The sequence below is a fragment of the Pseudovibrio sp. WM33 genome, from assembly GCF_001623165.1.
In the GTDB taxonomy this organism is placed as follows: domain Bacteria; phylum Pseudomonadota; class Alphaproteobacteria; order Rhizobiales; family Stappiaceae; genus Pseudovibrio.
Genome location: NZ_LMCK01000090.1, coordinates 106343 through 129731, shown reverse-complemented (window position 1 = coordinate 129731; position 23389 = coordinate 106343). Strand labels below are relative to the sequence as shown.

General features: G+C 50.8%; 21 protein-coding genes. 16 read left to right on the top strand and 5 right to left on the bottom strand.

The genetic code is table 11. From position 1 onward, the window contains the following. Positions 1 to 149 precede the first annotated feature (149 nt). Positions 150 to 473 carry a DUF1476 domain-containing protein gene (locus PsWM33_RS15965; RefSeq protein WP_057462572.1) on the top strand — a complete coding sequence of 108 codons (324 nt, stop codon included), beginning with the start codon at positions 150 to 152 and terminating at the stop codon, positions 471 to 473. A 167-nt stretch (positions 474 to 640) separates the two neighbouring features. Next, positions 641 to 1408 (top strand): HpcH/HpaI aldolase family protein, encoded by a 768-nt coding sequence (locus tag PsWM33_RS15960; protein ID WP_063300877.1) that lies wholly within the window; start codon positions 641 to 643, stop codon positions 1406 to 1408. 66 nt (positions 1409 to 1474) lie between these two features. Here the strand turns inward: PsWM33_RS15960 and rpe are convergent, their stop codons facing one another. The 3 genes from rpe to PsWM33_RS15945 form a co-directional block, all read right to left on the bottom strand. Beyond that, positions 1475 to 2143 (bottom strand): ribulose-phosphate 3-epimerase, encoded by a 669-nt coding sequence (gene rpe, locus PsWM33_RS15955; protein WP_063300876.1) that lies wholly within the window; start codon positions 2141 to 2143, stop codon positions 1475 to 1477. Between the two features lie 98 nt (positions 2144 to 2241). Continuing rightward, positions 2242 to 3231, bottom strand: coding sequence for a hypothetical protein (locus tag PsWM33_RS15950; protein WP_063300875.1), 990 nt, complete (start codon positions 3229 to 3231; stop codon positions 2242 to 2244). Between the two features lie 130 nt (positions 3232 to 3361). Beyond that, entirely contained in the window at positions 3362 to 3847 is a 486-nt protein-coding gene (locus PsWM33_RS15945; RefSeq protein WP_057462568.1) for an Lrp/AsnC family transcriptional regulator, read from the bottom strand. Positions 3848 to 4002: 155 nt separating this feature from the next. Between PsWM33_RS15945 and PsWM33_RS15940 the strand changes: the two genes are divergently transcribed. The 4 genes from PsWM33_RS15940 (at position 4003) to PsWM33_RS15925 (ending at position 12570) form a co-directional block, all read left to right on the top strand. Continuing rightward, on the top strand, positions 4003 to 7488 hold the full coding sequence (locus tag PsWM33_RS15940) for an indolepyruvate ferredoxin oxidoreductase family protein (RefSeq protein ID WP_063300874.1): 3486 nt from the start codon (positions 4003 to 4005) through the stop codon (positions 7486 to 7488). Positions 7489 to 7740: 252 nt separating this feature from the next. After that, on the top strand, positions 7741 to 8310 hold the full coding sequence (locus tag PsWM33_RS15935) for a TetR/AcrR family transcriptional regulator (RefSeq protein WP_063300873.1): 570 nt from the start codon (positions 7741 to 7743) through the stop codon (positions 8308 to 8310). Positions 8311 to 8316: 6 nt separating this feature from the next. Continuing rightward, positions 8317 to 9408 carry an efflux RND transporter periplasmic adaptor subunit gene (locus PsWM33_RS15930; RefSeq protein ID WP_063300872.1) on the top strand — a complete coding sequence of 364 codons (1092 nt, stop codon included), beginning with the start codon at positions 8317 to 8319 and terminating at the stop codon, positions 9406 to 9408. Between the two features lie 24 nt (positions 9409 to 9432). Beyond that, complete coding sequence (locus PsWM33_RS15925; protein WP_063300871.1) at positions 9433 to 12570, top strand: efflux RND transporter permease subunit; 3138 nt, start codon at positions 9433 to 9435, stop codon at positions 12568 to 12570. A 284-nt stretch (positions 12571 to 12854) separates the two neighbouring features. Here the strand turns inward: PsWM33_RS15925 and PsWM33_RS15920 are convergent, their stop codons facing one another. Both PsWM33_RS15920 and PsWM33_RS15915 read right to left on the bottom strand, forming a co-directional pair. Next, a complete protein-coding gene (locus PsWM33_RS15920; RefSeq protein ID WP_063300870.1) occupies positions 12855 to 13877 on the bottom strand; it encodes a P1 family peptidase in 1023 nt (340 codons plus the stop codon). Positions 13878 to 14067: 190 nt separating this feature from the next. Further along, complete coding sequence (locus tag PsWM33_RS15915; protein WP_244272559.1) at positions 14068 to 14517, bottom strand: flavin reductase; 450 nt, start codon at positions 14515 to 14517, stop codon at positions 14068 to 14070. 715 nt (positions 14518 to 15232) lie between these two features. On the opposite strand from PsWM33_RS15915, the gene PsWM33_RS15905 reads away from it, so the two are divergent. From PsWM33_RS15905 to PsWM33_RS15860, 10 genes are all read left to right on the top strand, one after another. Then, positions 15233 to 16168 carry an ABC transporter permease subunit gene (locus PsWM33_RS15905; RefSeq protein ID WP_057462563.1) on the top strand — a complete coding sequence of 312 codons (936 nt, stop codon included), beginning with the start codon at positions 15233 to 15235 and terminating at the stop codon, positions 16166 to 16168. Then, positions 16168 to 17502: a high-affinity branched-chain amino acid ABC transporter permease LivM gene (gene livM / locus PsWM33_RS15900; protein ID WP_057462562.1), complete on the top strand. Its 1335-nt coding sequence runs from the start codon at positions 16168 to 16170 to the stop codon at positions 17500 to 17502. The genes PsWM33_RS15905 and livM overlap by 1 nt, the downstream gene beginning before the upstream one ends. Then, positions 17499 to 18347, top strand: coding sequence for an ABC transporter ATP-binding protein (locus PsWM33_RS15895; protein ID WP_057462561.1), 849 nt, complete (start codon positions 17499 to 17501; stop codon positions 18345 to 18347). The genes livM and PsWM33_RS15895 overlap by 4 nt, the downstream gene beginning before the upstream one ends. Continuing rightward, positions 18344 to 19075 (top strand): ABC transporter ATP-binding protein, encoded by a 732-nt coding sequence (locus PsWM33_RS15890; RefSeq protein WP_063300868.1) that lies wholly within the window; start codon positions 18344 to 18346, stop codon positions 19073 to 19075. The genes PsWM33_RS15895 and PsWM33_RS15890 overlap by 4 nt, the downstream gene beginning before the upstream one ends. Positions 19076 to 19087: 12 nt before the next feature. Beyond that, positions 19088 to 19447, top strand: coding sequence for a DUF6867 family protein (locus tag PsWM33_RS15885; protein WP_063300867.1), 360 nt, complete (start codon positions 19088 to 19090; stop codon positions 19445 to 19447). A gap of 206 nt (positions 19448 to 19653) precedes the next feature. After that, positions 19654 to 20754 (top strand): branched-chain amino acid ABC transporter substrate-binding protein, encoded by a 1101-nt coding sequence (locus PsWM33_RS15880; protein WP_063300866.1) that lies wholly within the window; start codon positions 19654 to 19656, stop codon positions 20752 to 20754. A gap of 375 nt (positions 20755 to 21129) precedes the next feature. Beyond that, positions 21130 to 21435: a lysozyme inhibitor LprI family protein gene (locus tag PsWM33_RS28040; protein WP_208981980.1), complete on the top strand. Its 306-nt coding sequence runs from the start codon at positions 21130 to 21132 to the stop codon at positions 21433 to 21435. 6 nt (positions 21436 to 21441) lie between these two features. Further along, entirely contained in the window at positions 21442 to 21996 is a 555-nt protein-coding gene (locus tag PsWM33_RS15870; protein WP_063298012.1) for a hypothetical protein, read from the top strand. A gap of 267 nt (positions 21997 to 22263) precedes the next feature. Beyond that, positions 22264 to 22707 (top strand): AprI/Inh family metalloprotease inhibitor, encoded by a 444-nt coding sequence (locus PsWM33_RS15865; protein WP_063298011.1) that lies wholly within the window; start codon positions 22264 to 22266, stop codon positions 22705 to 22707. Between the two features lie 50 nt (positions 22708 to 22757). Beyond that, a complete protein-coding gene (locus PsWM33_RS15860; RefSeq protein ID WP_063300865.1) occupies positions 22758 to 23363 on the top strand; it encodes an AprI/Inh family metalloprotease inhibitor in 606 nt (201 codons plus the stop codon). Positions 23364 to 23389: the final 26 nt, after the last annotated feature.

The following is a 23389-nucleotide window of genomic DNA, read 5'->3' as shown; positions in this document are numbered from 1 at the left end:
TGGCGTCAACGCTCTCTGAATTGCTGCTGACTACAACTAATGGCTTTTGACCTGCAAATAGAAGTTGCGTACAATGAATTACGTAAGTTATAGCGTGGCTTGTAAGAGGGGAGGGACCTTTTTACATTGTCTGAGCTAGGAGGGAATAGATGAGCACGTTTGACAAACGAGCTGATGCGTTTGAAGGCAGTTTCGCAATGGGTTCTGAGCTTGCTTTCAAGGCTACTGCACGGCGCGATAAGCTGCTGGGCCAGTGGGCTGCTGAGAAGCTTGGTTTGGCCGGAGACATCGCAGAAGATTACGCCAACAAGATCGTCCAAACTGATCTTAAAGAGCCAGGCGACGAAGACATTTTTGCTCGTATTTCCAAAGATTTTGCAGATGCAAGTGTTGAGCAGTCTGAACACCAGATTCGCCGCACTATGGAAGAGCTGATGGCTGTTGCGAAAAAGGAAGTTGCTGAGGAAGCATAAGCTGCACTCCTTAAGCAGGCTCACCAAGAGAGCCCTTAAACTAGAGAATTTGCCGTCTTCCCTTGATTATTTTCAGGGAGACGGCTTTTTTGTTTGAATGATAGTTTTGTTTTAGAGCTGGTGCTGCGTGGTTGATGGTGCCTGTGCTTAATCAGATGAGGCATTGAATGACTGAGAATAAGTGTCTGGCAGAGAAGTTGAGAGCAGGGCAAACCATTGTGAGCGCGTGGGCAAGCCTGCCTTCTCCAATATTTTCTGATCTGTTTTTAAGAGGCGGCTACAAAGCAATCACACTGGATTTACAGCATGGTTTGTTAACCACTGCTGAAGCGCGTGATTCTATCAAAGAGATCATCAATGGTGGCGGGCATGCTGTTGCACGAATCTGTGTCGACGACTTTAAAAAAGCCAGCTGGTTGTTGGATGTGGGCGCTGAAGTGATTATCGCGCCTATGATCAACTCAGTGGACGACGCGAAGAAGCTGGTGGAATTCTGCAAGTACCCGCCGCTGGGTGCGCGTAGCTATGGTGCTGTTGGTGCAACCATGGCAACTGGTGTTTCTATGGATGATTATTTTGCTTCGGCTGATGAGAAAACGCTTGCCATTGCCATGATTGAGACGCCAGAGGCCTATGAGGCGCTTGAAGACATTCTGGCTGTTGATGGCTTGGATGGCATTTTTGTCGGGCCTGCTGACCTGTCATTGACTGTTTCTGGCGGACAATGCGTGGAACCTGTTTCTGACGGTTCTCTGGAGATGCAGAAAGACATTGCAGAGAAAACCCGTGTGGCTGGGAAGATTGCAGGGATCTATTGTGTTTCCAAGGGGCATCTTCAGCACTCAAAGGCTGCTGGTTATCAGTTTATGACGTTTGGGACGGATTCGACTTTGTTTATCAATGCTGCTGCGGAAGCTGCGAGTTCATTGGATTAAAGCCACTACGTCTGCAAAAAAAAAGGCCGCCTTAGGGGCGGCCTTTTGCATTTCAGGATCAAAAAATCAGACCTGAGTAGCAGCGCGGATTGCTGCGATGTTTTCGCGATAGCTCTCAACTGTGCCGCCTTTGAAGACTGCTGAGCCTGCGACCAGTGTGTCAGCGCCAGCCTTGGTGACCAATGGGGCTGTCTCAGGGGTGACCCCGCCATCAATCTGGATGCGGATTGGGCGATCGCCGATCATGCTTTTGATGCGGGCAACCTTCTCGATTAGAGAGTGGATAAATTTCTGCCCACCGAAGCCAGGGTTTACGGTCATGACAAGGATCAGGTCGACGCTGTCCAGAACATACTCAAGGCAGCTTTCGTGTGTGCCAGGGTTTAGAGAAACGCCTGCCTTTTTACCCAGATTGCGGATTGCCTGCAAAGAGCGGTGCAGGTGAGTGGTCGCTTCTGCGTGAACTGTGATGTAGTCCGAGCCAGCTTTTGCGAAGGCTTCAAGGTACGGATCACATGGTTCGATCATAAGGTGCGCGTCGAAGACTTTATCGGTGTGAGGGCGGAGTTTTGCAATGACGTCCGGGCCGAAGGTGATGTTTGGAACGAAGTGGCCGTCCATGACATCCAGATGGATCCAGTCGGCTCCAGCTTCAACTACATCACGAACTTCTTGCCCCAGCTTAGAAAAGTCTGACGCAAGAACGGAAGGGGCGATAACGAGCGGCTGTGCCATAGCAGGGATTCTCCTAGATGTGCCCAATTTGCTGTGCGGCTAACATGGACACACATGAGAAGCAAGTGGTGCGAACAGCGCAGCTTACCGCATAGCGCTCAAGGGATTGTTGCTTCTGCTTCACGGATGTGTATCGCAGCAGGCTTAAGGATCCATGGAAGCAGGTAGATCGGGAACTGGGCAAATGCAAAGAACAGCCATGCGAGCTCTGGAATTGTGCCTCCCAATGCAGCAACCATCAGGCCTAGATTGCGGCTTCCGGTGCCGTAGGCGGCGATGAAGGCAGTTTGCTGTCCTGCCGGATAAAAGATCAGGAAGGTTACGAGCAACTGAAGTGCTGCAATTGCAAAGACACCCACAAACAAGGCGGTGGCTTTGAAAGGTGCGGTTATTGCAAAACCAGTCACACCATCCATCGCTGCAACGGCAAAGATAAAGAGCACGATACAGTTTAGGCCGTTGATGTGGTCTGTCACTTCATTGATCCGTTTTGCACCAATTAGATAATAAAGCAGTCTTCCCAACCCTGCAGAGCCGATAAGGAACATGGCCAGATTGGTCGCCAGAGACAGCGGAGAGACCTGAAGGGTTTCTGGTAGCAACAGGTAGGCGAACAAAGCCGTGCTGAAAGGGGCGACGATCAACGACAAGGTTGAAATGGTGAGGGCAAGGGCTCCGTTGAGACCAAACATCCAGATAAAGATTGGCGTGGACATAACGGGCGGTGCAGCAGACACCATGAACAAGGCCGTCAATACTCCCAAGTCGATCTGATCCAACCCGATAATCAGGCAGGTCACTGTTGCGAGTAGGGGGAGAATGAGCATTTGCCAGAGCATTGCCGCAAACGCTGGCAGTGGGCGTCTGAGCTGATTGGCAATGGCTGCGTTGTCTACCCGAATAAAGCTCAGGGTTAGCAGAATAAAGATTGCGGGCGTCAGAAGGATACGCAGGGCTTCAGCAATTCCGGGTAGGAAAAGGCCAAGGAAGATTGAGATAGCGACTGCATTGGTACCGTTTCGCCCCAAAAAACGCAGGAGTGAGTTGATCAGCTTGAGGCCGCTTATAACGAATGTGGGGGAAGGCAATGTTTAGTCCACGCGAAAACTTAAGTGCAAGAGATCGCGCGACTAAACCATATCAGTCGAGTTTGAGCAAACATTTCAGTGTTTCAGCGACTACGCGTAAACTAACTGCGATTAGGCTGGTCCGGAAACGTTAGTTGGCAAACTCTTTAAGAGGTAACGCAACTGTTTCCTTAATTGTCGAAACTACAATGCGTGACTGAACATCTGAGACAAGAGCGTTGTCCAGAAGCTTCAAACGAAGGAAATCGTCATAAGACTTTATATCTGTGGCGACCACTTTGATGAGGTAATCCACTGCGCCGGTGATGCGTTCGCATGTAACAACTTCGGGCCATACCCCAATTAGCCTGTCGAATGTTTCCATGTTCTCGCGGCTGGGTACAGTGAGTTTAACAAATGCATATGCGAGAAAGCCAAGTCCGACGGCTTCGCGATCAACCAGCGCTGCCGTCTGTTTGATAACGCCAGACTCCTTGAGTTTCTTAATTCGCCTCCAGCAAGGAGTTTGGCTCATACCGGCTTCTTTGGCGATATCTGCGATGGATTGGGATGCATCTTTTTGCAGAATCCGCAGAACTCGGATGTCGGATGGGTCCAATAAGGAATTTTCGCTCATGTGCCCTCTTAGGAATAATTTTTCGACTGAGTACGTATTTGTCGGTAGGATAGCACAGAAAGCACGCAAAAAAAGGATCACTATGGGCTAGGACGAAAGAATTGGTTTTGGCGGGGGGGACCGTCCACAGCCATGATGGGAGAGGAGCTCATTGAATGAACGTAAGTGTGCCACCGATCAGCTTACATGACAAATACACAGCTGAAACAGGCAATGTTTACCTAAATGGTATTCAGGCACTGGTACGACTGGCGTTGGATCGTGGTCGATTAGATCGTGTTAAGGGATTGAAAACAGGCGGTTTTATCTCAGGATACCGCGGTTCTCCAATTGCTGGTTACGACACGGAGCTTCAAAGATCACGTCAATATCTCGATCCGCTGGATATTCAGTTTCAGCCGGGAGTGAATGAGGAACTGGGCGCCACAGCAGTGTGGGGATCGCAAAAAGTCAGACAGCACGGCAAGGGCTCAGCCTTTGATGGCGTCTACGGTATCTGGTACGGGAAGGCGCCAGGTGTTGATAGAGCAGGTGATGTGCTGCATCAGGCAAGTGCTTCTGGAACCGACCCAAATGGCGGAGTTGTGGCACTTGCAGGCGATGACCATCTGGCAAAATCTTCCATTTTGCCCGCTCAAAGCGAGTTTTTTTTCCAGCATGCAGAAATTCCGGTTCTCAACCCGGCTGACATTCAGGAAGTTCTGGATTTTGGCTTACATGGGTTTGAGATGTCCCGTTACACCGGTCTGTGGAGTGCATTGATTTGCCTTGCAGATACGATGGATGCATCTGGTGTTGTTTCTGTTGATCCAAGGCGTATGTCATTTTCACGCCCTGCTGCGTTTGATCCGCGCAAGAATGCTGAGCTGAATCGTGTGCTCTTGCTCGGTAATCGGTTGGAGACAGAGCGTCTATTGCGTGACATCCGCATGCCAGCGGTTCTGGCGTATGCAAAGGCGAATCGTCTTGACCATGTTGCCTATGGTGCGCAAAAGCCGCGTATCGGTATGGTTGCGACAGGCAAAGCATTCCGTGATTTGTGTCAGGCTCTTCGTCTGATGGGAATTACAGATCAGCGCGCCAAAGAGATCGGGCTGGCGGTGTATAAGGTTGGTATGCCTTATCCGCTTGAGCCAACAGCATTTTCAAGCTTTGCGCGCGGTGTCGAAAAGATTCTGGTTGTTGAGCACAAGCGTGCGTTCATCGAGCCACAAATCAAAGAGATTGCTTACAACTGGCCGAATGATCAGCAGCCGAAGATTCTAGGTAAGAAAGATGCGCAGGGAGAGCCTCTGCTCTCGGATGTTCTGGAGCTTTCCATTGATGAGATGATCCGTGTGATCATGAATTTCCTGCCTCAGGAATACGTCAATGACGAGATGCGTTCTGTTGCTGATTCCATGATGCGTCAGCAGATGTGGGCTCAGGGAAATGGCGAACTTGCAGCGCGTTCCCCTTACTTCTGCTCTGGTTGTCCGCACAACACGTCGACCGTGGTGCCTGAAGGGTCTCGCTCGATGCCAGGTATTGGCTGTCATGCCATGACCGAGATTAATGGCCGGACCACTGATGGCCAGATTGCCATGGGTGGTGAAGGTACTCTCTGGGTAGGTCAGGCGAACTTTGCGCGTGATGAGCATGTATTTGCCAATATGGGAGATGGAACCTATTTCCACTCCGGTATTCTGTCGATCCGTCAAGCAGTTGCTGCGCGTGTGCCGATCACCTTCAAGCTCCTTTACAACGATGCTGTCGCTATGACAGGTGGTCAAGAGATCGATGGGTCTCTTACCGTGCCACAGCTTCTCAACCAGCTTCATGCTGAGGGGGTTGAGAAGGTTGTTCTGCTCAGCGAGAACCCAGAGGACTACTCTGGCCGTCAGGATCTTGCCGTTACCGAGCCTGTTCATCACCGTGATGATCTGATGAAAGTGCAGAACGAACTCAAAGAGTTCAAAGGTGTTTCTGCAATCGTGTTTGATCAGACCTGTGCCGCTGAGAAGCGTCGCCGCCGGAAGAGAGGGTTGTATCCTGATCCGGACCTGCGTTTGTTCATCAATGACCGTGTCTGTGAAGGGTGTGGCGATTGTTCTGTGCAGTCCAACTGTCTTTCTGTTGAGCCAGTTGAGACGGTGTTTGGTGAAAAGCGCCGTATCAATCAGTCTTCCTGTAACAAGGACTTCTCTTGTGTAAAGGGGTTCTGCCCATCCTTTGTTTATGTGAAGGGTTCGAAGCTGCGTCAGGCAAAGCCTGCTGATTTTGCGCTTGATGAGTTTGTGAAGCAGCTGCCAGACGTTCAATTGCCATCACTGGAGAACACTCACAACCTGCTGGTGGCTGGTATTGGTGGTATGGGCGTTACGACCATTTCTGCGATTATCGCGATGGCGGCTCATATTGACGGGATCAAAGCCTCTACGCTTGACATGACTGGCCTTGCTCAAAAGGGTGGACCTGTGACCTCCCATGTGCGCTTTGCTGCGGCGAGTGACACAATTGAAGGGCCACGTGTGCCGCCTGCACAGCTGGATGTGCTGATTGCAAGTGATATGCTGGTTGCAAGTAAGGCTGAGCAGCTTTCCCTTTATCACAAGAGCAGAACGCATGGCTTTGTGAACACAAACGTCACGCCGACCTCTGAGTTTGTGATGAAGCAGCAGCTTTCTTTTGATGAGCATAAGATGAAGCGGACGTTGGAGCAGGGGACGCTTGATCTGAGAGCACATGATCTGGCGAACATTGCTGAGAAGCTGCTGGGTGATGCGATCTACACCAACATGATGCTCATCGGGTTGGCTTATCAGGCTGGTACTCTGCCAATCACAGCACAAGCTATTGAGAATGCTATCTCATTGAATGGTGCAGCTGTTGAGAAGAACATCAATGCCTTCCATGCAGGCCGTGTTCTTTACTCCAATCCAGATACTATTTTTGCAGCTCTTCCACGTCAGGAAGCTGTGAAGGTGATGTCACTGGACGAGAAGACTACCTTCTTCTCGAAAGAGCTTACCGCTTACCAGAACAAAGCCTACGCCAATAAGTATCTCGACAAGATTTCTGAGATCAGAGCGCGGGATGAAGAGTTTGGTCCGGGCTCTCTTGAGGTGACGCATACTGCGGTTGAGATGCTTTACAAGGTGATGGCTTACAAAGACGAGTATGAAGTTGCACGTCTTTATAGTGAGCCAGAGTTCCGTAAGAATCTTGAAGCCCAGTTCGCGGATCCAGGTGAGTTGCAGTTGATGTTGGCTCCTCCGTTCCTGCCAGGTAAGCCAGATCCAAAGACTGGCCGACCTCAGAAACGGGCGTTTGGTCCTTGGATTTTCAAGGCATTCGAGATGCTTGTTTCCCTGCGGAGCCTTCGCGGTACTGCGCTTGATCCATTTGGGTATGCGCGGGAGCGCAAAGACGAGCGAGCGTTGCTCAAGCAGTACCAGGAAGATCTCTTTTTGGTTGGTGGAAAACTTGGTACGGCCAATTACGGATTGTTACGTGAGTTTCTCAATTTGCCCGATTCTATTCGGGGTTATGGTCCGATCAAGGACGAGAACCTGAAGCTTGCGCAACTCAGGCGCGAAGAGCTTCTTGGGAGACTTGAAGAAGACCCGACAACAGTCACCTTTAAAGAAGCAGCCGAATAACCTTCGTTATTGGCGGAAAACAAACAATGCCGGCTCTGAAAAGGGTCGGCATTTTGTGTTTCAAGTCACAGTTACGTGAACTAATTCTTGATATGCGTTTGCCCACGGGCAGCTATCTCAATTTTCTCAAAATTCGAACTTGTCTTTTTTTGGGTCTTCCTCTAAAACCGACCGGACGGTACAAAAACCGACTGGACGGTACAGAAACCGACCGGACGGTACAGGCTCCGGTTAGAGGAGAGGGATACCAGCGTGGAAACAACAGCTGAACATATTCTGGATGCAGTCGAGCGTCTGGTTTGCATTGAAGGAACTCGTAAGCTGACCATTGATGCGGTGGCGGCTGAGGCCGGCATGTCCAAAGGCGGGGTGCTTTACAACTTCCGAAGCAAGCATGAGCTGTTGCTGGGTGTGATCCGCAGAGTTGTTTCTGAGGTTCGCGAACGGACTTACACGCTGAGCGACAAGTTGACAGAGCAGGGAGTGGCCTGTCCCATTTTGCGGGCAAGCTTCCAGATCTACAAAGAATACAGAGAGAAGACCGCTCCGAAAGCGTTGTTTGCTCTTGCTGCTCAAGAACCTGAGTTGATTGCTGAATTTCAGGAGATGAGTGCTGAATTTGGAAGAGCAATCAACGGTGAAGTTAGTGACCCGGTTACGGGGCATATGTGTTTGCTCATAATAGACGGGCTTTATTATCGCCAAGCGCTGGATATTGAACATAACAGCACTGGTGAAATTGATGGACTTATTGATCGCGTGTTGGAAATCACCTCCCAGAATGACCGGTACGCCGAATTGAACGCTGAAGCTGGAAACTAAGGTAAAATGCAGAAAATAAGCGGAAAAAGTAGAATAGGACGCCTGAGCGCTCCTGTTTTTGTTGGGGCACTTGCTCTGCTGCTTGCAAGTTGTCAGGAGCAGGAAGTTGTTGAAGCGCCAAAAACGGTTGCTCCTCGTCCTGCTCGTGTCATGGTCGTTTCTGAGATTGATGATCTCTTTACACGTAATTTCACGGGTCGTGTCGATGCGGTTCAGACCGTCGATCTGGCGTTTCGTGTGTCTGGTCAGCTTGTTGAACTGCCAATCATTGAAGGGCAGCGTATTGCAAAAGGTGATCTGATTGCCGCGCTTGACCCAACTGACTACGAAAACACTGTTCGTGAAGCTCAGGTCAACTTTGAACAAAAGAAGAAAGACCTGAAGCGCTTTGAAACGCTGAAAGACAAGCAGGTTATCTCTGAAGGTCAGTACGATAATGCAAAGACTGCATTTGATCTTGCCGAAGTGACCCTTGATAAAGCCAAGCAGAACCTTGGTTATACAAAGATCGTTGCGCCTTACGATGCAATCGTAACCTCTCGTTCGCTGGATAATTATGCGATCATCAATGCTGGTACCAGCATTGCTCGTTTGCAGGATGTGAGTGAAGTTCGCATCGATATCAACGTTCCTGAAACACTGTTTGCTCAGGCGACTGAATCCTCTGTTCTTAAAATGACTGCTGAGTTCCCTTCCCATCCGGGTAAGGTGTTCCCATTGGAATATCGCGAGCACAGCACGGAAGCAGACAAGGTTGCTCAGACCTATCGTGTGACTTTAGCTATGAACAATGATGATGGTTACAACATCATTCCAGGCATGACTGCGAGCGTAAAAGTTAAGCTCAACGGTCTTGATAAAGCTCAGAGCACCGCCTTCTTCGTACCGACATCTGCAGTTGGCTCTTCTCCTGATAAAAGCCCGTATGTGTGGGTTGTTGACGAAAGCGAAAAGCGTGTTGGTCGTCGTAAGGTTTTGCTTGGAACTGTGCTTGGCAGCTTCATTCCAGTGCTTTCGGGCTTGAAAGACGGCGAGATGATCGTGACGGCTGGTGTGAGCCATCTGAGCGAAAATCAGCTGATCGTGCCTAAGCTGTAAGAGTAGCGTCTAGGAGTTTTTGATATGGATATTGCACGCTACTCGATCGAGAAGCCGGTCAATGTCTGGATGGTTGTTCTGATTGCTTTACTTGGGGGCATTTGGGCTCTGGGCGGCATTGGACGACTGGAAGATCCGGCATTTACCATTAAAGAAGCGCAGGTGATCACCTCTTATCCAGGGGCGAGCGCTGCGGAAGTTGAGGAAGAAGTTACTGAACGGCTGGAAAGTGCCATTCAGCAGATGCCTCAGCTGAAAGAAGTTCGCAGTACCTCTGAACCGGGCCTCTCCCGTATTCAGGTGGAAATGAAAGACACTTATGACGGCACTGAGTTGCCTCAGGTGTGGGATGAGCTGCGTCGTAAAGTAAACGATGAAGTGGCAGACCTGCCAAATGGTGTTCGCACTCCCGTTGTCTATGACAGCTTCGGTGATGTGTTCGGCATGTACTATGCTCTGACGGCTGATGGATACTCCAACCGTGATATCCGTAAGACCGTGAAAGAGCTGCGCCGTGAACTGCTGACTGTCGATAACGTTGCTAAGGTTTCTATTCTTGGTGAGCCTGAGGACGAGATCATCATTGCGATGGATCAGGACCGGTTGGCGCAGCTGGGAATTACCATTGCAGACGTGCAGAATGTGCTGAATGCGGAAAACGCTATCCAGGCTAACGGTACGACCGTATCCGGTGATCTGCGCATTCGTATCTCGACAGTTTCTGCCTTTGACAGTTACCGTAGTATTCAGGATCTTGTGATCGGTAATCCGGGTTCTACAGCGATGGTTCGTTTGTCTGATGTGGCGACGCTTTCTGTGCAAGAGCCTGAAAATCCGAAGGTTCTGGTTCGTCATAACGGCCAGCGCGCGGTTACCCTTGGCGTTGCTGCTGTTGAAGACACAAACGTTGTGGCCGTTGGGCAAGACGTTGAAGCGCATCTGAATGACTTGCGTGCGAACCTGCCTGTTGGCATGGAAGTCATCCCTATCTACGAACAGCACAAAGTGGTTGATCAGGCCGTTGGTTCCTTTGTTTGGAACCTTGTAATGTCTGTTTCCATCGTGATTGTGGTGCTCGGCATCTTCATGGGCTGGCGTGCTGCTGTGGTGGTTGGCTCGGTTCTGTTGCTGACCGTTTTGTCAACGATCCTGATTATGAAGCTGGGCAGTATTGAGCTTGAGCGTATTTCGCTTGGTGCGCTTGTTATTGCCATGGGTATGTTGGTGGACAACGCCATTGTTGTTGCCGAAGGTATGATGATCAACATGCAACGCGGTATGCGGCCTATCAAAGCTGCGTCGACCGTTGTTGAGCAGACGAAGTGGCCACTTCTGGGTGCGACTGTCATCGGCATCATGGCATTCTCTGGTATTGGTCTTTCCAGTGACAGTACCGGTGAGTTCATGTTCTCGCTGTTTGCTGTGGTTGGCATCTCCCTGTTGATGTCCTGGTTGTTTGCGATCCTTGTTACGCCGCTGTTTGGTAAGTACTTCTTCAAGATGGCTGCCATCTCCGGTGATGAGCATGATCCTTACCGCGGCTTCATGTACACCATGTTCCGTAAGATCCTGGTGCTGACGCTGAAACTGCGTTGGTTGTCTCTGGCAGCTCTGATCGGTGTGACTGTGGTTTGCTTCTGGTCTTTCCAGTTTGTTGCAAACTCCTTCTTCCCGAATTCTGCGACTCCGCTGTTTTACGTGAACTACTGGTTGCCGCATGGTACCGACATTCACGCGACTGCGCGTGATATGGAGAAGCTGGAAAACGAGATCCTGTCTTTGCCAGGTGTCGTTTCGACCAACTCCTTCATTGGTCAGGGTGCAACCCGCTTTATGCTGACTTACTCAGCTCAGGACGGTAGCTCCAACTATGGTCAGGTGATTGTCCGGGCTGAAAACACTGATGTTATTAATGATCTTGCATTGAAGATCCGTGCGTTCGGTGTTGCCGAGTTGCCTCAGGGACAAGTGTACACCGAGCGTCTGGTGTTCGGTCCGCCGTCTGGTGCTGATGTTCAGGCTCGTATCACTGGTCCGGATGCTGACGTTCTGCGTGCTATCTCTGAAGAGATGATCCAGATCTTCAAGGATCCTCAGTACCGCTTGAGTGATGTTCGTACCGATTGGCGCGAACGTGAGCTGGTGATGCATCCGAAGTTTGATGAGCAGCGAGCTCGTATTGCTGGCATCACGAGACAGGACCTTTCTACTGCGGTTCAGTTTACCTCTGATGGTATCCGTGCAGGCGACTATCGTGATCTGGATGAAGACATTCCGATCATCGTGAAACGTAAGCGCGGCGAAGGTGAGACTGCGTCTGAAGCCCTTATAAACACACTGGTTTGGAGCTCTCAGCAGCGCAAGTATGTGCCGATTGATCAGGTGACTTCCGGTATCTCTACTGAAGCTGAAGATACTTTGATCCGTCGTCGGGATCGTGTGAAGACGTTGAGTGTGCTTGGGGCGAGTGCTCCGAATGAGTTGGCGTCGGTTGCTCATGCTCGAATTCGGGGTGCGATTGAGAGTGTTCCGCTTCCTGATGGGTATTCCATGGAGTGGGGTGGTGAGTACGAGAACTCTCAGGATGCGAATGCGTCGCTGGGTAGTAAGGTGCCTGTTACCTTCCTCGTGATGATTGTTATCTCCATCCTGTTGTTCTCTAAGGTGCGGGAACCACTCATCATCTGGCTGATCGTACCGATGTCTATCAACGGTGTTGTGATTGGTCTGCTTGGGACAGGTATGCCGCTCGACTTTATGGCAATCCTTGGTGTGTTGTCGCTGTCAGGTATGTTGATCAAGAATGCGATCGTGCTTCTGGAAGAGATCGACCTGCAGCTGGAGCATGGCGGAGACCGGTTTGAGGCTGTTGTCAGCGCAAGTGTTTCTCGTTTGCGTCCGGTGTCTATGGCAGCGATCACAACGATCCTTGGTATGGCTCCGCTGATTGTTGATCCGATGTTTGCGAGTATGTCTGTGACCATTATGGGTGGTCTGACGTTTGCGACGCTGCTGACATTGCTGGCTGTTCCGCTGCTGTTCATCATCTTCTACCGCATCCATCCAGGTGAGGGTGCAGGGAAAGGTAAGGCAGAGAAGTCTTTGAAAGAGCTAAAAGAAAAACCTTCGGTTGATCGGAAGGCTGAGCCGGAACCGGCTTAAGAAAAAGGCCTTCCCGGTTACCTAAAACCGGGAAGGCCCATGAGATAAGCAAGGGACGGCGTATATTTACCGCACACTCCGTCCTTTGCTCCCCCGCGTCGCCTCTGCCCCCAACACCAGAGGCGGCGCATCTTTTTTGCCTTTACGGCACTCCCCACAACAACTTGATCAGGCACTTTGCGCGAATTTGCGTTGTTTTGCGCAATTTAACGTTTTTGTACGTTGGTTCGCGTTGCTATGTGGATCGTTACCTTAACGGAAATAGCGGAATAGGGAATTCAAATCTACCGTGATCGATGCTGGTTTTTCCATGTTGGTACAGTATCACCCGGGTACTCTTGTGCGCAGTACACGCCGCGCGCGATGGCACGGGAGACTGTCTGAGCAGCGTATGCACCCAGTTCCAGCAGCTCGACCATCGGCTCCTGCATTTTTCGTTTGCCGGTAGAAATCACGAAGAGCAGATCGCCGTCCATTGGTGTGTGTGCTGGCCAGAGGGCGCGGGCGTAGCCGTCGTGGGCGGCTGTGGCAATCCGTTTGGCTTCTGACTTGGTTAATATCAGGTCAGTTGCGACAACGCCGATGGTGGTGTTTGTGTTCGGGGATAAGTCGATTGTGCCGAGCGTGAACTTGGTTTGCACGGTGCGGTCCATACCTGACATTTCGGTTGGCCAGCCCAGTCCGCCGAATTCTTCGTTCTGTTCGCTTGGAGCTGCCCAGAAGTAGGGCGTGTCGCCAATTGTGGTGCGGCCCAGTGCGTTGACGGCGATCAGCGCGCCGACGGTGCCGCTGCGAGGGAGGGCGAGGGAGGCTGAGCCCAGTCCGCCTTTCAGATCAGCGGTGGTTGCTCCGAAGCCTGCGCCTGCGGTGCCGAGTTCGAAATCGTCGGCTGCATTGTCGACGGCCTCAATGCCCATTTCACGATAGACTGGATTTCTGCCCCACGATTTATCCCCTCCATTGAGAAGGTCGAATAGAATGGCTGTGGGGGTTATTGGAATGACAGCACTGCCAACACTGAAACCTTTGCCGAGTTCTGCCAGTCGAACCTGCGCACCGCTGCCTGCATCCAGCCCGAATGCAGAGCCGCCTGACAAGACGAGCGCATCAATGGCATTGACGGTTTGCTCCGGCTCCAGCAAGGCAACGTCGCGTGTGCCGGGGGCGCCGCCCATGATGGCGACGGAGGCAACGGCTTGCTCGTCGGGAATGAGAACGGTGACACCTGATTTGGTCTTTTCGCAATGAGCATTGCCGACCTTCAATCCCGGAACATCGGTGATCAGGTTGCGCGGTGTTGGGGACATGGTGTTTCCCTAATTTATTATCAAAACGTACAGGAAGCGCCTTAGCGATGAAAAAACCGCAGGGACACTCTAACTAATTGTCTTTATGCATATCTTGGTTTGAAAATCTGTAGGCCCTTTCGGGCAAAGATATGTCCGAAGTCCCTGTTTCAAGATAAATCTATTCCGAAAACTGGAATAGGGAACACCCTTAGACTGAATGGTAATTTCGGTCGAGGTAGATCAGAGCGGGTGCAAATTCACCCAGACGTGCAGCGACCACTTCACCAAATAGAACTGAATGGGTGCCGACTTCTGTTACTTCTTTGATATGACAATCGAAACTGACACGTGCACTTTCCAGAACTGGACTTCCTGTTGCCAGGGTGCCCCAGCTTCCTTTTGCGAAGCGCTCTTCCATTGGCAGGTCGCCCTGGCCAGCGAAGACGTTCGACAAGTCTGTATGATCATGAATGAGTGTGTTGATACAGAACACGCCGTTGTCTTTGACTACCTGATTCACCTTTGCGCTGCGGTTGAGGCAGACAAGCAAGGTGGCGGGATCGTCAGAGACGGAACACACAGATGAAACGGTTGCGCCAATGCGCCCAGCAGGGCCAGCACTGGCCAGCAAATGAACGGAAGCGCCTAAACGACTCATTGCCTCTCTAAATTCATGCGAGGCGAGACTTTTATTCGTATTTTCAGTTGGCGCCATGGTTAAAGCTGTCGTCATCCAGTTCGTTCCAAGATATTCCCACAGGTATGATCTGTGTTTCACACTGTACAATATTCATTAGTACTTTTCAGTCGCACAATAACGACAGGTATTTGAAATAGAGTAGTTATAGCCATTTGCTGAGAAAAGCTAGTTCTACTGCGAAAAACTGATTAATATACCAGAGGCTATGTTCTGGTTTTAAGGGTGCGTTTTGCTGTTCCGGAATTTTCATTGAAAATTGAAGGCCCAACAAGGTCTTCACGCACGGGCAAATTGGAAATCTTCAAAAAATCCTGGGTACCATCTTGCAGTTTTTGTCCGGATATGGTCAGTATACAACAGCTGTGATATATTACAGAATAGGGAGGAGGCTTCCTACGGATGAGGAAAATTCATGTATGGGTTGTGGTGCTCTGGTCTCAGAGACTGTCCTAGTGGATTGTCGGGAGTAGGAATAAGTCCAGATTTTGGATTGTATGAAATAAAAATGCGCCTGACGCGTATAAAGAATAGGAAAATTCCAAAATACGGACTTATAAGTATGGGTAATATACTTACAGGTCAGCTTACCATAAAATATTTGGGGTCTGAATTCGGAGGCATTCAGACTGGACAGCAACTAAAAGCTGATCTCATGCGGGGAACAAAATAAAACATGGATTACTTTCTCCAACAACTTATCAATGGTGTGACGCTTGGGTCCATTTATGGTCTCATCGCCATTGGCTATACAATGGTCTATGGCATTATCGGCATGATTAACTTCGCCCATGGCGATATCTTCATGGTCGGATCTTTCGTAGCCCTTATTCTAATTGTTGCACTTGGCATTACAGCCGCTACACCGGTGCTTCTTTTGATTTTGGCTCTGGCCCTCGTTCTTGTTGTGGCCATGGCTTTGACTGCTGTTTGGGGGTGGACAGTAGAGCGCATTGCCTATCGGCCTTTGCGCGGATCATTCCGTCTTGCACCGCTGATTACTGCAATTGGTGCATCAATTGCTCTTCAGAACTTCGTGCAGGTTTCTCAAGGTGCCAAGAACAAGCCATTGCAACCTCTCTTTTCCGGCAGCTTTCAGCTGACTGATGGTGGTGCAGATGGTTCTGGCTTTATCGTAAACCTGTCTTACATCCAGATTCTGATTGTTGTGACGACGGTCATTTTGATGGGTGGCTTCACTTATCTCATCAACAACACCAATCTGGGCCGCTCTCAGCGTGCTTGTGAGCAGGACCGGAAGATGGCGTCCTTGCTGGGTGTGAATGTTGACCGCACAATCTCTCTTACCTTTGTGATGGGTGCGTCTCTGGCTTCGGTCGCAGGTCTGATGTTCCTGCTGTATTACGGTGTGGTAGATTTTTACATCGGCTTCCTGGCTGGTGTGAAGGCCTTTACCGCTGCGGTTCTGGGAGGAATCGGATCGCTGCCGGGTGCAATGCTGGGTGGATTGCTGATCGGGCTTATCGAGACGTTCTGGTCTGGCTACTTCTCCGTTGAGTACAAAGATGTTGCCGCGTTTTCGATCCTGGCGATTGTTCTGATCTTTATGCCGGAAGGACTTCTCGGCCAACCTGAGGTGGAGAAGGTCTGATGCAAGCAAGAAAAAAAGACAGCTTGCTTGTTGCAAGTGTAAAAGACAGTTTGGGTGCTGCGGTTATTACGTTCGCCCTTGCCTGTGTCATGGTTGGTTTGCGCGTTGATGTGGCGTCTGGCCGCGGTGCGGAGCTGTTTCTGGAACACCGCTGGTTAGCGGTTGCAGTTGCAGTGCTCGTTGTGTTCGCTGGCCGTCTCGCCATGAACATCTTCTTCTGGAAACGGGAAGACCCGCCGTCTCTCAACCTTTCTGGCCTATTGCCAAAGGGTGGATTGGGAGGAGGCTCTTCTAATGTGCTAAAATATGGCTTGGTCGTTTTGGCTGTTGCGCTTCCATTTGCGTTGATGTTCTGGCTTGGTGCCCGTGGGTCGCGTCAATATATTGACCTGGCCATTCTGGTGATGACCTATGTGATGTTGGGCTGGGGCCTGAACATTGTGGTCGGTTTGGCTGGATTGCTGGATCTGGGCTATGTGGCGTTTTATGCGGTTGGAGCTTACTCCTATGCATTGCTCGCGCATTACTTCGGTTTCTCCTTCTGGCTCTGTCTGCCGCTCGCCGGTATTCTGGCAGCGTTCTGGGGTGTCATTCTCGGTTTCCCGGTTTTGAGGCTTCGAGGGGACTACCTTGCCATTGTGACGCTTGCATTTGGTGAGATCATTCGTGTTGTGCTGCTGAACTGGTATCAGTTTACAGGCGGACCAGATGGTCTTTCCGGTATTCCGCGTCCAAGCTTCTTCGGGTTGGAATTTACCCGTGGTGAAGGAGGATTTGCGAGCTTCTTTGGTCTGGATTACAGCAGTATTCACCGCATCATCTTCCTGTACTACCTCATCTTTGCGATGGCCTTATTCACGAACTTCGTGACCATGCGCTTGCGCCGGATGCCGATTGGTCGTGCATGGGAAGCTTTGCGTGAAGATGAGATTGCCTGCCGGGCTCTTGGTATCAACACAACGAATACCAAACTGACAGCCTTTGCTCTTGGTGCGATGTTCGCTGGCTTTGCAGGGTCCTTCTTTGCAACGCGTCAGGGCTTCATCTCTCCTGAGAGTTTCACCTTCCTTGAATCTGCGATCATTCTTGCGATTGTGGTTTTGGGTGGTCTTGGCTCACAGATTGGCGTGGTGATTGCAGCGATTGTGATGATTGGTGGCTTTGAATTCTTCCGCGAGTTTGAAGAATACCGCATGCTTGTCTTCGGTATGATCATGGTGGTTATCATGGTTTGGAAACCGCGTGGATTGATCTCAAGCAGAACGCCAAGTGTGGCGCTTTCCAGAAACGCTAAGGGCATCTCTGCCGATCTCGTTCAGGAGGGCCACGGATGAGCACCTGGGACAACAACCCTGTTCTGAAGGTTGAGCACCTGACCATGCGCTTCGGCGGATTGACGGCGATCAACGACCTGAGCTTCAACATTGGGCGTGGTGACATTACTGCGCTGATCGGGCCGAACGGTGCGGGTAAAACCACAGTGTTTAACTGCATCACCGGTTTTTATAAGCCGACTGAAGGCCGTCTTGTCATGAACCGCTCTAATGGTGAAAAGCACCTTTTGGAACGGATGGCAGACTTCAAAATTACGGCGGACGCGAAAGTTGCCCGCACGTTCCAGAACATCCGTCTGTTTGGCGGTATGACTATTCTGGAAAACCTGATGGTGGCACAGCACAATCCGCTGATGGTTGCTTCCAACTGGACCATTGGTGGTCTGCTTGGGCTTGGTGGTTACAAAAAGTCCAATGTGGACGCGATTGAAACTGCCAAGTACTGGCTGGAGCGCATTGACCTGATTGATCGTGCGGATGCGCCTGCGGCTGATCTTTCCTACGGCGATCAGCGCCGGTTGGAAATTGCCCGTGCCATGTGTACTGGCCCTGAACTTCTTTGTCTGGACGAACCAGCTGCTGGTTTGAACCCGAAAGAAAGTCTGGAGCTGAACAATCTGCTTCAATACATCCGCAAAGAGCATGACACTTCGGTTGTTCTGATCGAGCACGACATGTCTGTTGTTATGGAAATCTCCGACCACGTTGTGGTGCTGGATTACGGCGTGAAGATTTCTGATGGCTCTCCTGAGTTCGTCAAAAACGATCCGCATGTGATCGCGGCGTATCTGGGGGTTGAGGATGATGAAGTCGATCAGGTTGAAGAGGAGGTGGGCATAGCATGAACGCTCAACAACCACTCCTGAGCATTCGCGGAGTTAAAACCTTCTACGGCAAGATTCAGGCACTGCATGGTGTTGATCTTGATGTGTATGAAGGTGAGATCGTGACGCTGATTGGTGCGAACGGTGCAGGGAAGTCTACCCTGATGATGACCGTTTGCGGTACGCCGCAGGCTCGTAACGGGTCTGTGACGTATTGCGGTGAGGACATCACCTACAAGCCAACCTACGAGATTATGCGCACCGGTATTGCTCAGTCACCAGAAGGTCGCCGTATATTCCCACGCATGACGGTTTTAGAGAACCTGATGATGGGCGGTATGGTTGCCGGTAATGAGCATTTTGAGGAAGACCTGCGCCGTGCGTTTGAGCTGTTTCCGCGTTTGAAAGAACGTCAGCAGCAGCGCGGCGGGACTTTGTCGGGCGGTGAACAGCAGATGCTGGCGATTGCCCGTGCCTTGATGAGTCGTCCGCGTCTTTTGTTGCTGGATGAACCGTCTCTGGGGCTTGCTCCGATCATCGTGTCGCAGATTTTTGATGCGATCCGTGAGCTGAACCGGACCGATGGTCTGACCGTGTTCCTTGTTGAGCAGAATGCGTATCACGCGTTGAAGCTGGCTCACCGGGGCTACGTGATGGTCAACGGTACAATCACCATGACCGGAACAGGTAAGGAGCTTTTGTCTCGTGAAGAGGTGAAGGCAGCTTATCTTGAAGGCGGCGCGCACTAAGGAGGCGAAGAGATGGGTATTCTTTACGGCAGCTCGATGCCTGCCTTTATCATGCTGGTTGTTGTTTTAGGCGGTCTGGCTGCTGCTGCGACGGGGCGCTCTATTGCGACCACGTGGCGGCCGTTGCCGATCCTGTTCTGGTTCATCTTCCTGTTGTCATTGGCCATGCGATTCTTGTCGTTTGCGCTGTTTGAAGAGCCTTTGCTTTCCATTCAGTACTGGCTCGTGGATTACGCCATTCTCCTCGGCATTGCGCTGGCGAGTTATCGCATGACACGCACCAAACAGATGGTGACGCAGTACAGCTGGCTTTACGACAAAACAGGCCCATTTGGCTGGAAGCTGAAACCGGGCCAGCAAGATAATTACTAATTCGCAAAATTACTTAGATAATTGTTGCGCATTCGGTCAGTTCTGGGTCACACTGGTGACTGGCTAGGCATCCAGATGATGAGTACGGAGAGGTCTCATTGTCGGAAGCATTGAGCAGGCGAGGGGTTTGCCTGCTCTGGTGGGAGATAGTGATGTTTCCCGCTCAATTTTAATTGAGAAAATGCACCTGACTCGGGGAGTTTTTTATGAAAAAGTATCTTTTGGCAAGCGTTGCCGGTGTTGCTGCTATGGCAATGTCTGGCGCGGCTATGGCTGACATCACTATTGCTACTGCAGGCCCAATGACTGGTCAGTACGCATCGTTTGGTGCGCAGATGAAAGCTGGTGCTGAACAGGCTGTTGCTGACATCAACGCTGCTGGCGGTGTGAACGGCGAGATGCTTGTTTTGGAAGTTGGCGATGATGCATGTGACCCTAAGCAGGCTGTTGCTGTTGCTAACCAGATGGTTGGTAAAAACGTAGCCTTCATGGCTGGTCACTTCTGCTCCGGTTCTTCCATCCCAGCTTCTCAGGTTTATGCTGAAGAGGGTATCATCCAGATCACTCCGGCATCCACCAACCCGAAGTACACTGACGAGCGTCCAGGACCTGGTACTTACCGTGTGTGTGGTCGTGATGACCAGCAGGGCAGGGTTGCCGGTACTACGCTTGCGACTGAGTTCGGCGATCAGAACATTGCTGTGATCCACGACAAGACTGCTTACGGTAAAGGTCTTGCTGACGCGACTAAGGCTGTGATGAACGCTGCTGGTAAGCAGGAAGCGCTTTATGAAGCTTATACCGCTGGTGAAAAAGATTACACCGCGCTGGTTTCCAAGCTGAAGTCTGAAAAAGTCGACGTTCTTTACGTTGGTGGTTACCACACTGAAGCTGGTCTGATGAAGCGTCAGATGGTTGATCAGGGCATGGACACCCTTCTGGTTTCCGGTGATGCTCTTGTGACTGATGAGTATTGGTCCATCACTGGCCCTGCTGGTGCAGGCACTTTGATGACCTTCCCACCGGACCCACGTAACAACGCTGAAGCTGCTGCTGTTGTGGCTGCTCTTGAAGCTGCTGGTAAAACCACTGAAGGTTACGCACTTTACACCTATGCTGCGATCCAGACATGGGCGAAAGCTGCGGCTGAAGCTGGTTCTACCGACTACGACGCAGTTGTAGAGAAGCTGAACGCTGGCAAGTTCGACACCGTTCTTGGTGAGCTGTCCTTCAACGAGAAGGGCGATGTGTCTCTGCCAGGTTACGTTTGGTACGAGTGGAAAGACGGTTCCTACGGTTACCGCTAAGATTTAAAGCCTGAGTTCTTTCAGGTTTTGTGAGGGTTCCGGGGCGATGCTCCGGGACCCTTTTTTGTTGGAGTTTAGGGAGGTTGGAAGAGCCCTATTAAGGTTGAATGTGTTCCATCCTCAAAATACCGTTTTGGCTACGTCGGGCTTAAGGTTCCACACGTACACTTGCGCCTTCTTTATTGTAGGTGCCCGATGATCATTCGATGTTTGGTGTTGATTGCATTTCTTTGTTCTTCCGGCGCAGCTGCCGCGCAGGGGTCTAACACGCCGCGACCTGAAGAAATAAAGGCGTTTCATGAGTGCCTGCGAAAAGGGGGGCTTGTGTTCAACGACAGAGTTCAGTGCATTGGAAAGGTCTTTGAAACTTGCGCCATGAAGTTGCAAGACCAGACCAGCATGGGTATGCGAGAATGCTACTCGCGCGAAACAGCCCTTTGGGAAAAGATGATTTTGAATTCTGAGAAGGAGTTGAGGCGGAATGAGAACAAGCCCACGAAGACCATGCTTGTTGAAGCTGGTCGGAACTGGAAGGCCTTTCGCAACAACACCTGCAACATTCCGTATGCCATGAACCCGAAGGGAACACTTGCTCCGGTTCTGGGCATGGAATGCTACAACCGTTTAACGGCGCTTTGGGCGCTACAGCTTTCTGAATTTGCGACACCATTAGGGAACTAGGACCATATGAGATCATGGGTATGTGTGATTGTCTTTTCAGTTTTTGGGGTTGGCTCCGTAGAGGCGGCCCAACAGGTTGATCTACCGCTTTGCAAGGCAGGGGATGGCAAAACACCTGTTCCGCGTTGGGAGGTGACTGCAATGCCTGTTGATGTGCCAGCAGGCGAGGAGGCGAGGCCGTTTGCTTACACCGTTACTGCTCCGCCGCCTGCCTATCATGGTCTGATGGGGCATCTCAGAGTGAAGCTGGGCAATCTGGATGAACAGTATTGTTCAGCTTTGCGTGAAGAGCTTACCCAGATCAAGAACAGTACCGGGCAGCCTACACCACTGGTTATTGAATGGTTGGTTGATGACAATGGCCCGCAGGATGATGTGCGCTCCCTGGATTTTTATGAGCTGCCTGAGTTTGTGGAGGATGGCTGCTGGCTGGATGGTGTCTACCAATTTGTTGCACTTGGTCATTCAGGTGTAGAAGCTGACCAGTACATGCTGAATCTGGTCCCTCTTGAGGCAATCCAGAAATCTGGTTCCTTTTGTCGTCCTGTCCAAGAAGGGTGATCCCGCGTTTGCGGTATAGTGGCTCGTTCTCTTTGTAATTATCTGAAATGCATTATGTATTCATAGTGTTGTCTGCTGTGATGCGTATGAGGAACTCACTTTAATAGTGAATACTTCAGAGTTTACCCTGTTCAAATCACCCTCGGATTTACTAGGTTAAATTATAAATTTAATTCAATTTTTCTATAATAGGAAAATTGACGGAACAGGTGCAGGCAGCAGGTGTGGGGCGTTTGAGTGCTTGTCTGTGCATGATCAGGGGTATTCATGCAGTTCAAAACCTTCATCATTTCAATAGGTTTTGCAGTGGCTGGCTGCGTGCCGACTTATGTGGGCGACCCTGCTGATCTGGCTGAGCTGGCGGTTAAAAAATCTAATGCAAACCTGACTGTTGCGAGCACTCAGAAGACAACTGAAAAACTGGCAGCTATTACGGCGCTTGCGGGCAAATGGTCTGTCATGCGCGGTGAGGGGCAAACACCGTGCGCACTGCAGCTGAAGACAACGCAGTTTGGTGGAAATTATGCAGCAAGTTCCGTGTGTTCTGGTGAGCCAAATGTATGGTCGTGGAACATGAGACAAGATGCCCTGCTTCTGTTTGATCACAGAAGTAAAGTGATTGCGTCTTTTCATGAAAGCGAAGGTGGCAATTGGCGTGAAGCGCGAGAAGGTGGGGACCCTGCGCTTGATCTTGTTCGTTTGGGAGACTGACAAGACAGCAGAACACGGAAAGGTTGGACGTATTCTTTGGGGGGAATGAAATGAAGAGGTTTGTCGTTATCGCAAGTTTGCTGGCGCTTGCTGGCTGTCAAAGTGCTGGTGGAGGTGCTGAACCTTACAGCGCGCCTGTGCCTGCTGCGCAACCGCCCGCCAATGCTGCCTCCAACCAGAGTGTTGTTGCGCAGGATCAGGCTTCGCAGAGCAAAACCTACAGCAAGGTAGATGGCACTGTTGTTACAAAGACAACAAGCAGCTCAGCTCAGGCAACGGTTGATCCGGGTACTGCGACTGCCTTTTTGGCTGGTGTGGCTGCAGCAGCTGTTCTTGGAAAACAAGAGCAACGCAGTTCAAAGCCGGTTGTGCAGGTGAAGGACATGGTTGGCGGCTGGACTGTTTATCTCAACTCTGATGAGCGTGTCTGTGAGCTGACACTCGGCACAGAACCTAAGGATGATGGCTACTCTGCCAAGTTCAATCACTGCATGGATGGGGATCTGTTCTTTGTCTCTAACTGGCGCATGAAAGGGCAGGAGCTTGTTTTGTTTGACAACTTCTCCCGTGCCAAAGGGAGTATGCGCATGACAGAATGGAACCGCTGGGAAGGCCAACTGGCAAGCAACAGCAAACCAATCACTATTGCGCGGTAGATGAGCGAGTGTCGGCTATGGTGCTG

Excerpts from the sequence above, each read along its gene's own strand:
- PsWM33_RS15865 (WP_063298011.1), top strand. The coding sequence starts at position 22,264 with ATGCAGTTCAAAACCTTCATCATTTCAATAGGTTTTGCAGTGGCTGGC.
- PsWM33_RS15890 (WP_063300868.1), top strand. The coding sequence starts at position 18,344 with ATGAACGCTCAACAACCACTCCTGAGCATTCGCGGAGTTAAAACCTTC.
- livM (WP_057462562.1), top strand. The coding sequence starts at position 16,168 with ATGCAAGCAAGAAAAAAAGACAGCTTGCTTGTTGCAAGTGTAAAAGAC.
- PsWM33_RS15870 (WP_063298012.1), top strand. The coding sequence starts at position 21,442 with ATGAGATCATGGGTATGTGTGATTGTCTTTTCAGTTTTTGGGGTTGGC.
- PsWM33_RS15940 (WP_063300874.1), top strand. The coding sequence starts at position 4,003 with ATGAACGTAAGTGTGCCACCGATCAGCTTACATGACAAATACACAGCT.
- PsWM33_RS15895 (WP_057462561.1), top strand. The coding sequence starts at position 17,499 with ATGAGCACCTGGGACAACAACCCTGTTCTGAAGGTTGAGCACCTGACC.
- PsWM33_RS15880 (WP_063300866.1), top strand. The coding sequence starts at position 19,654 with ATGAAAAAGTATCTTTTGGCAAGCGTTGCCGGTGTTGCTGCTATGGCA.
- PsWM33_RS15920 (WP_063300870.1), bottom strand. The coding sequence starts at position 13,877 with ATGTCCCCAACACCGCGCAACCTGATCACCGATGTTCCGGGATTGAAG.
- rpe (WP_063300876.1), bottom strand. The coding sequence starts at position 2,143 with ATGGCACAGCCGCTCGTTATCGCCCCTTCCGTTCTTGCGTCAGACTTT.
- PsWM33_RS15905 (WP_057462563.1), top strand. The coding sequence starts at position 15,233 with ATGGATTACTTTCTCCAACAACTTATCAATGGTGTGACGCTTGGGTCC.
- PsWM33_RS15965 (WP_057462572.1), top strand. The coding sequence starts at position 150 with ATGAGCACGTTTGACAAACGAGCTGATGCGTTTGAAGGCAGTTTCGCA.
- PsWM33_RS15915 (WP_244272559.1), bottom strand. The coding sequence starts at position 14,517 with ATGAGTCGTTTAGGCGCTTCCGTTCATTTGCTGGCCAGTGCTGGCCCT.
- PsWM33_RS15945 (WP_057462568.1), bottom strand. The coding sequence starts at position 3,847 with ATGAGCGAAAATTCCTTATTGGACCCATCCGACATCCGAGTTCTGCGG.
- PsWM33_RS15930 (WP_063300872.1), top strand. The coding sequence starts at position 8,317 with ATGCAGAAAATAAGCGGAAAAAGTAGAATAGGACGCCTGAGCGCTCCT.
- PsWM33_RS15860 (WP_063300865.1), top strand. The coding sequence starts at position 22,758 with ATGAAGAGGTTTGTCGTTATCGCAAGTTTGCTGGCGCTTGCTGGCTGT.
- PsWM33_RS15925 (WP_063300871.1), top strand. The coding sequence starts at position 9,433 with ATGGATATTGCACGCTACTCGATCGAGAAGCCGGTCAATGTCTGGATG.
- PsWM33_RS15885 (WP_063300867.1), top strand. The coding sequence starts at position 19,088 with ATGGGTATTCTTTACGGCAGCTCGATGCCTGCCTTTATCATGCTGGTT.
- PsWM33_RS15960 (WP_063300877.1), top strand. The coding sequence starts at position 641 with ATGACTGAGAATAAGTGTCTGGCAGAGAAGTTGAGAGCAGGGCAAACC.
- PsWM33_RS28040 (WP_208981980.1), top strand. The coding sequence starts at position 21,130 with ATGAAGTTGCAAGACCAGACCAGCATGGGTATGCGAGAATGCTACTCG.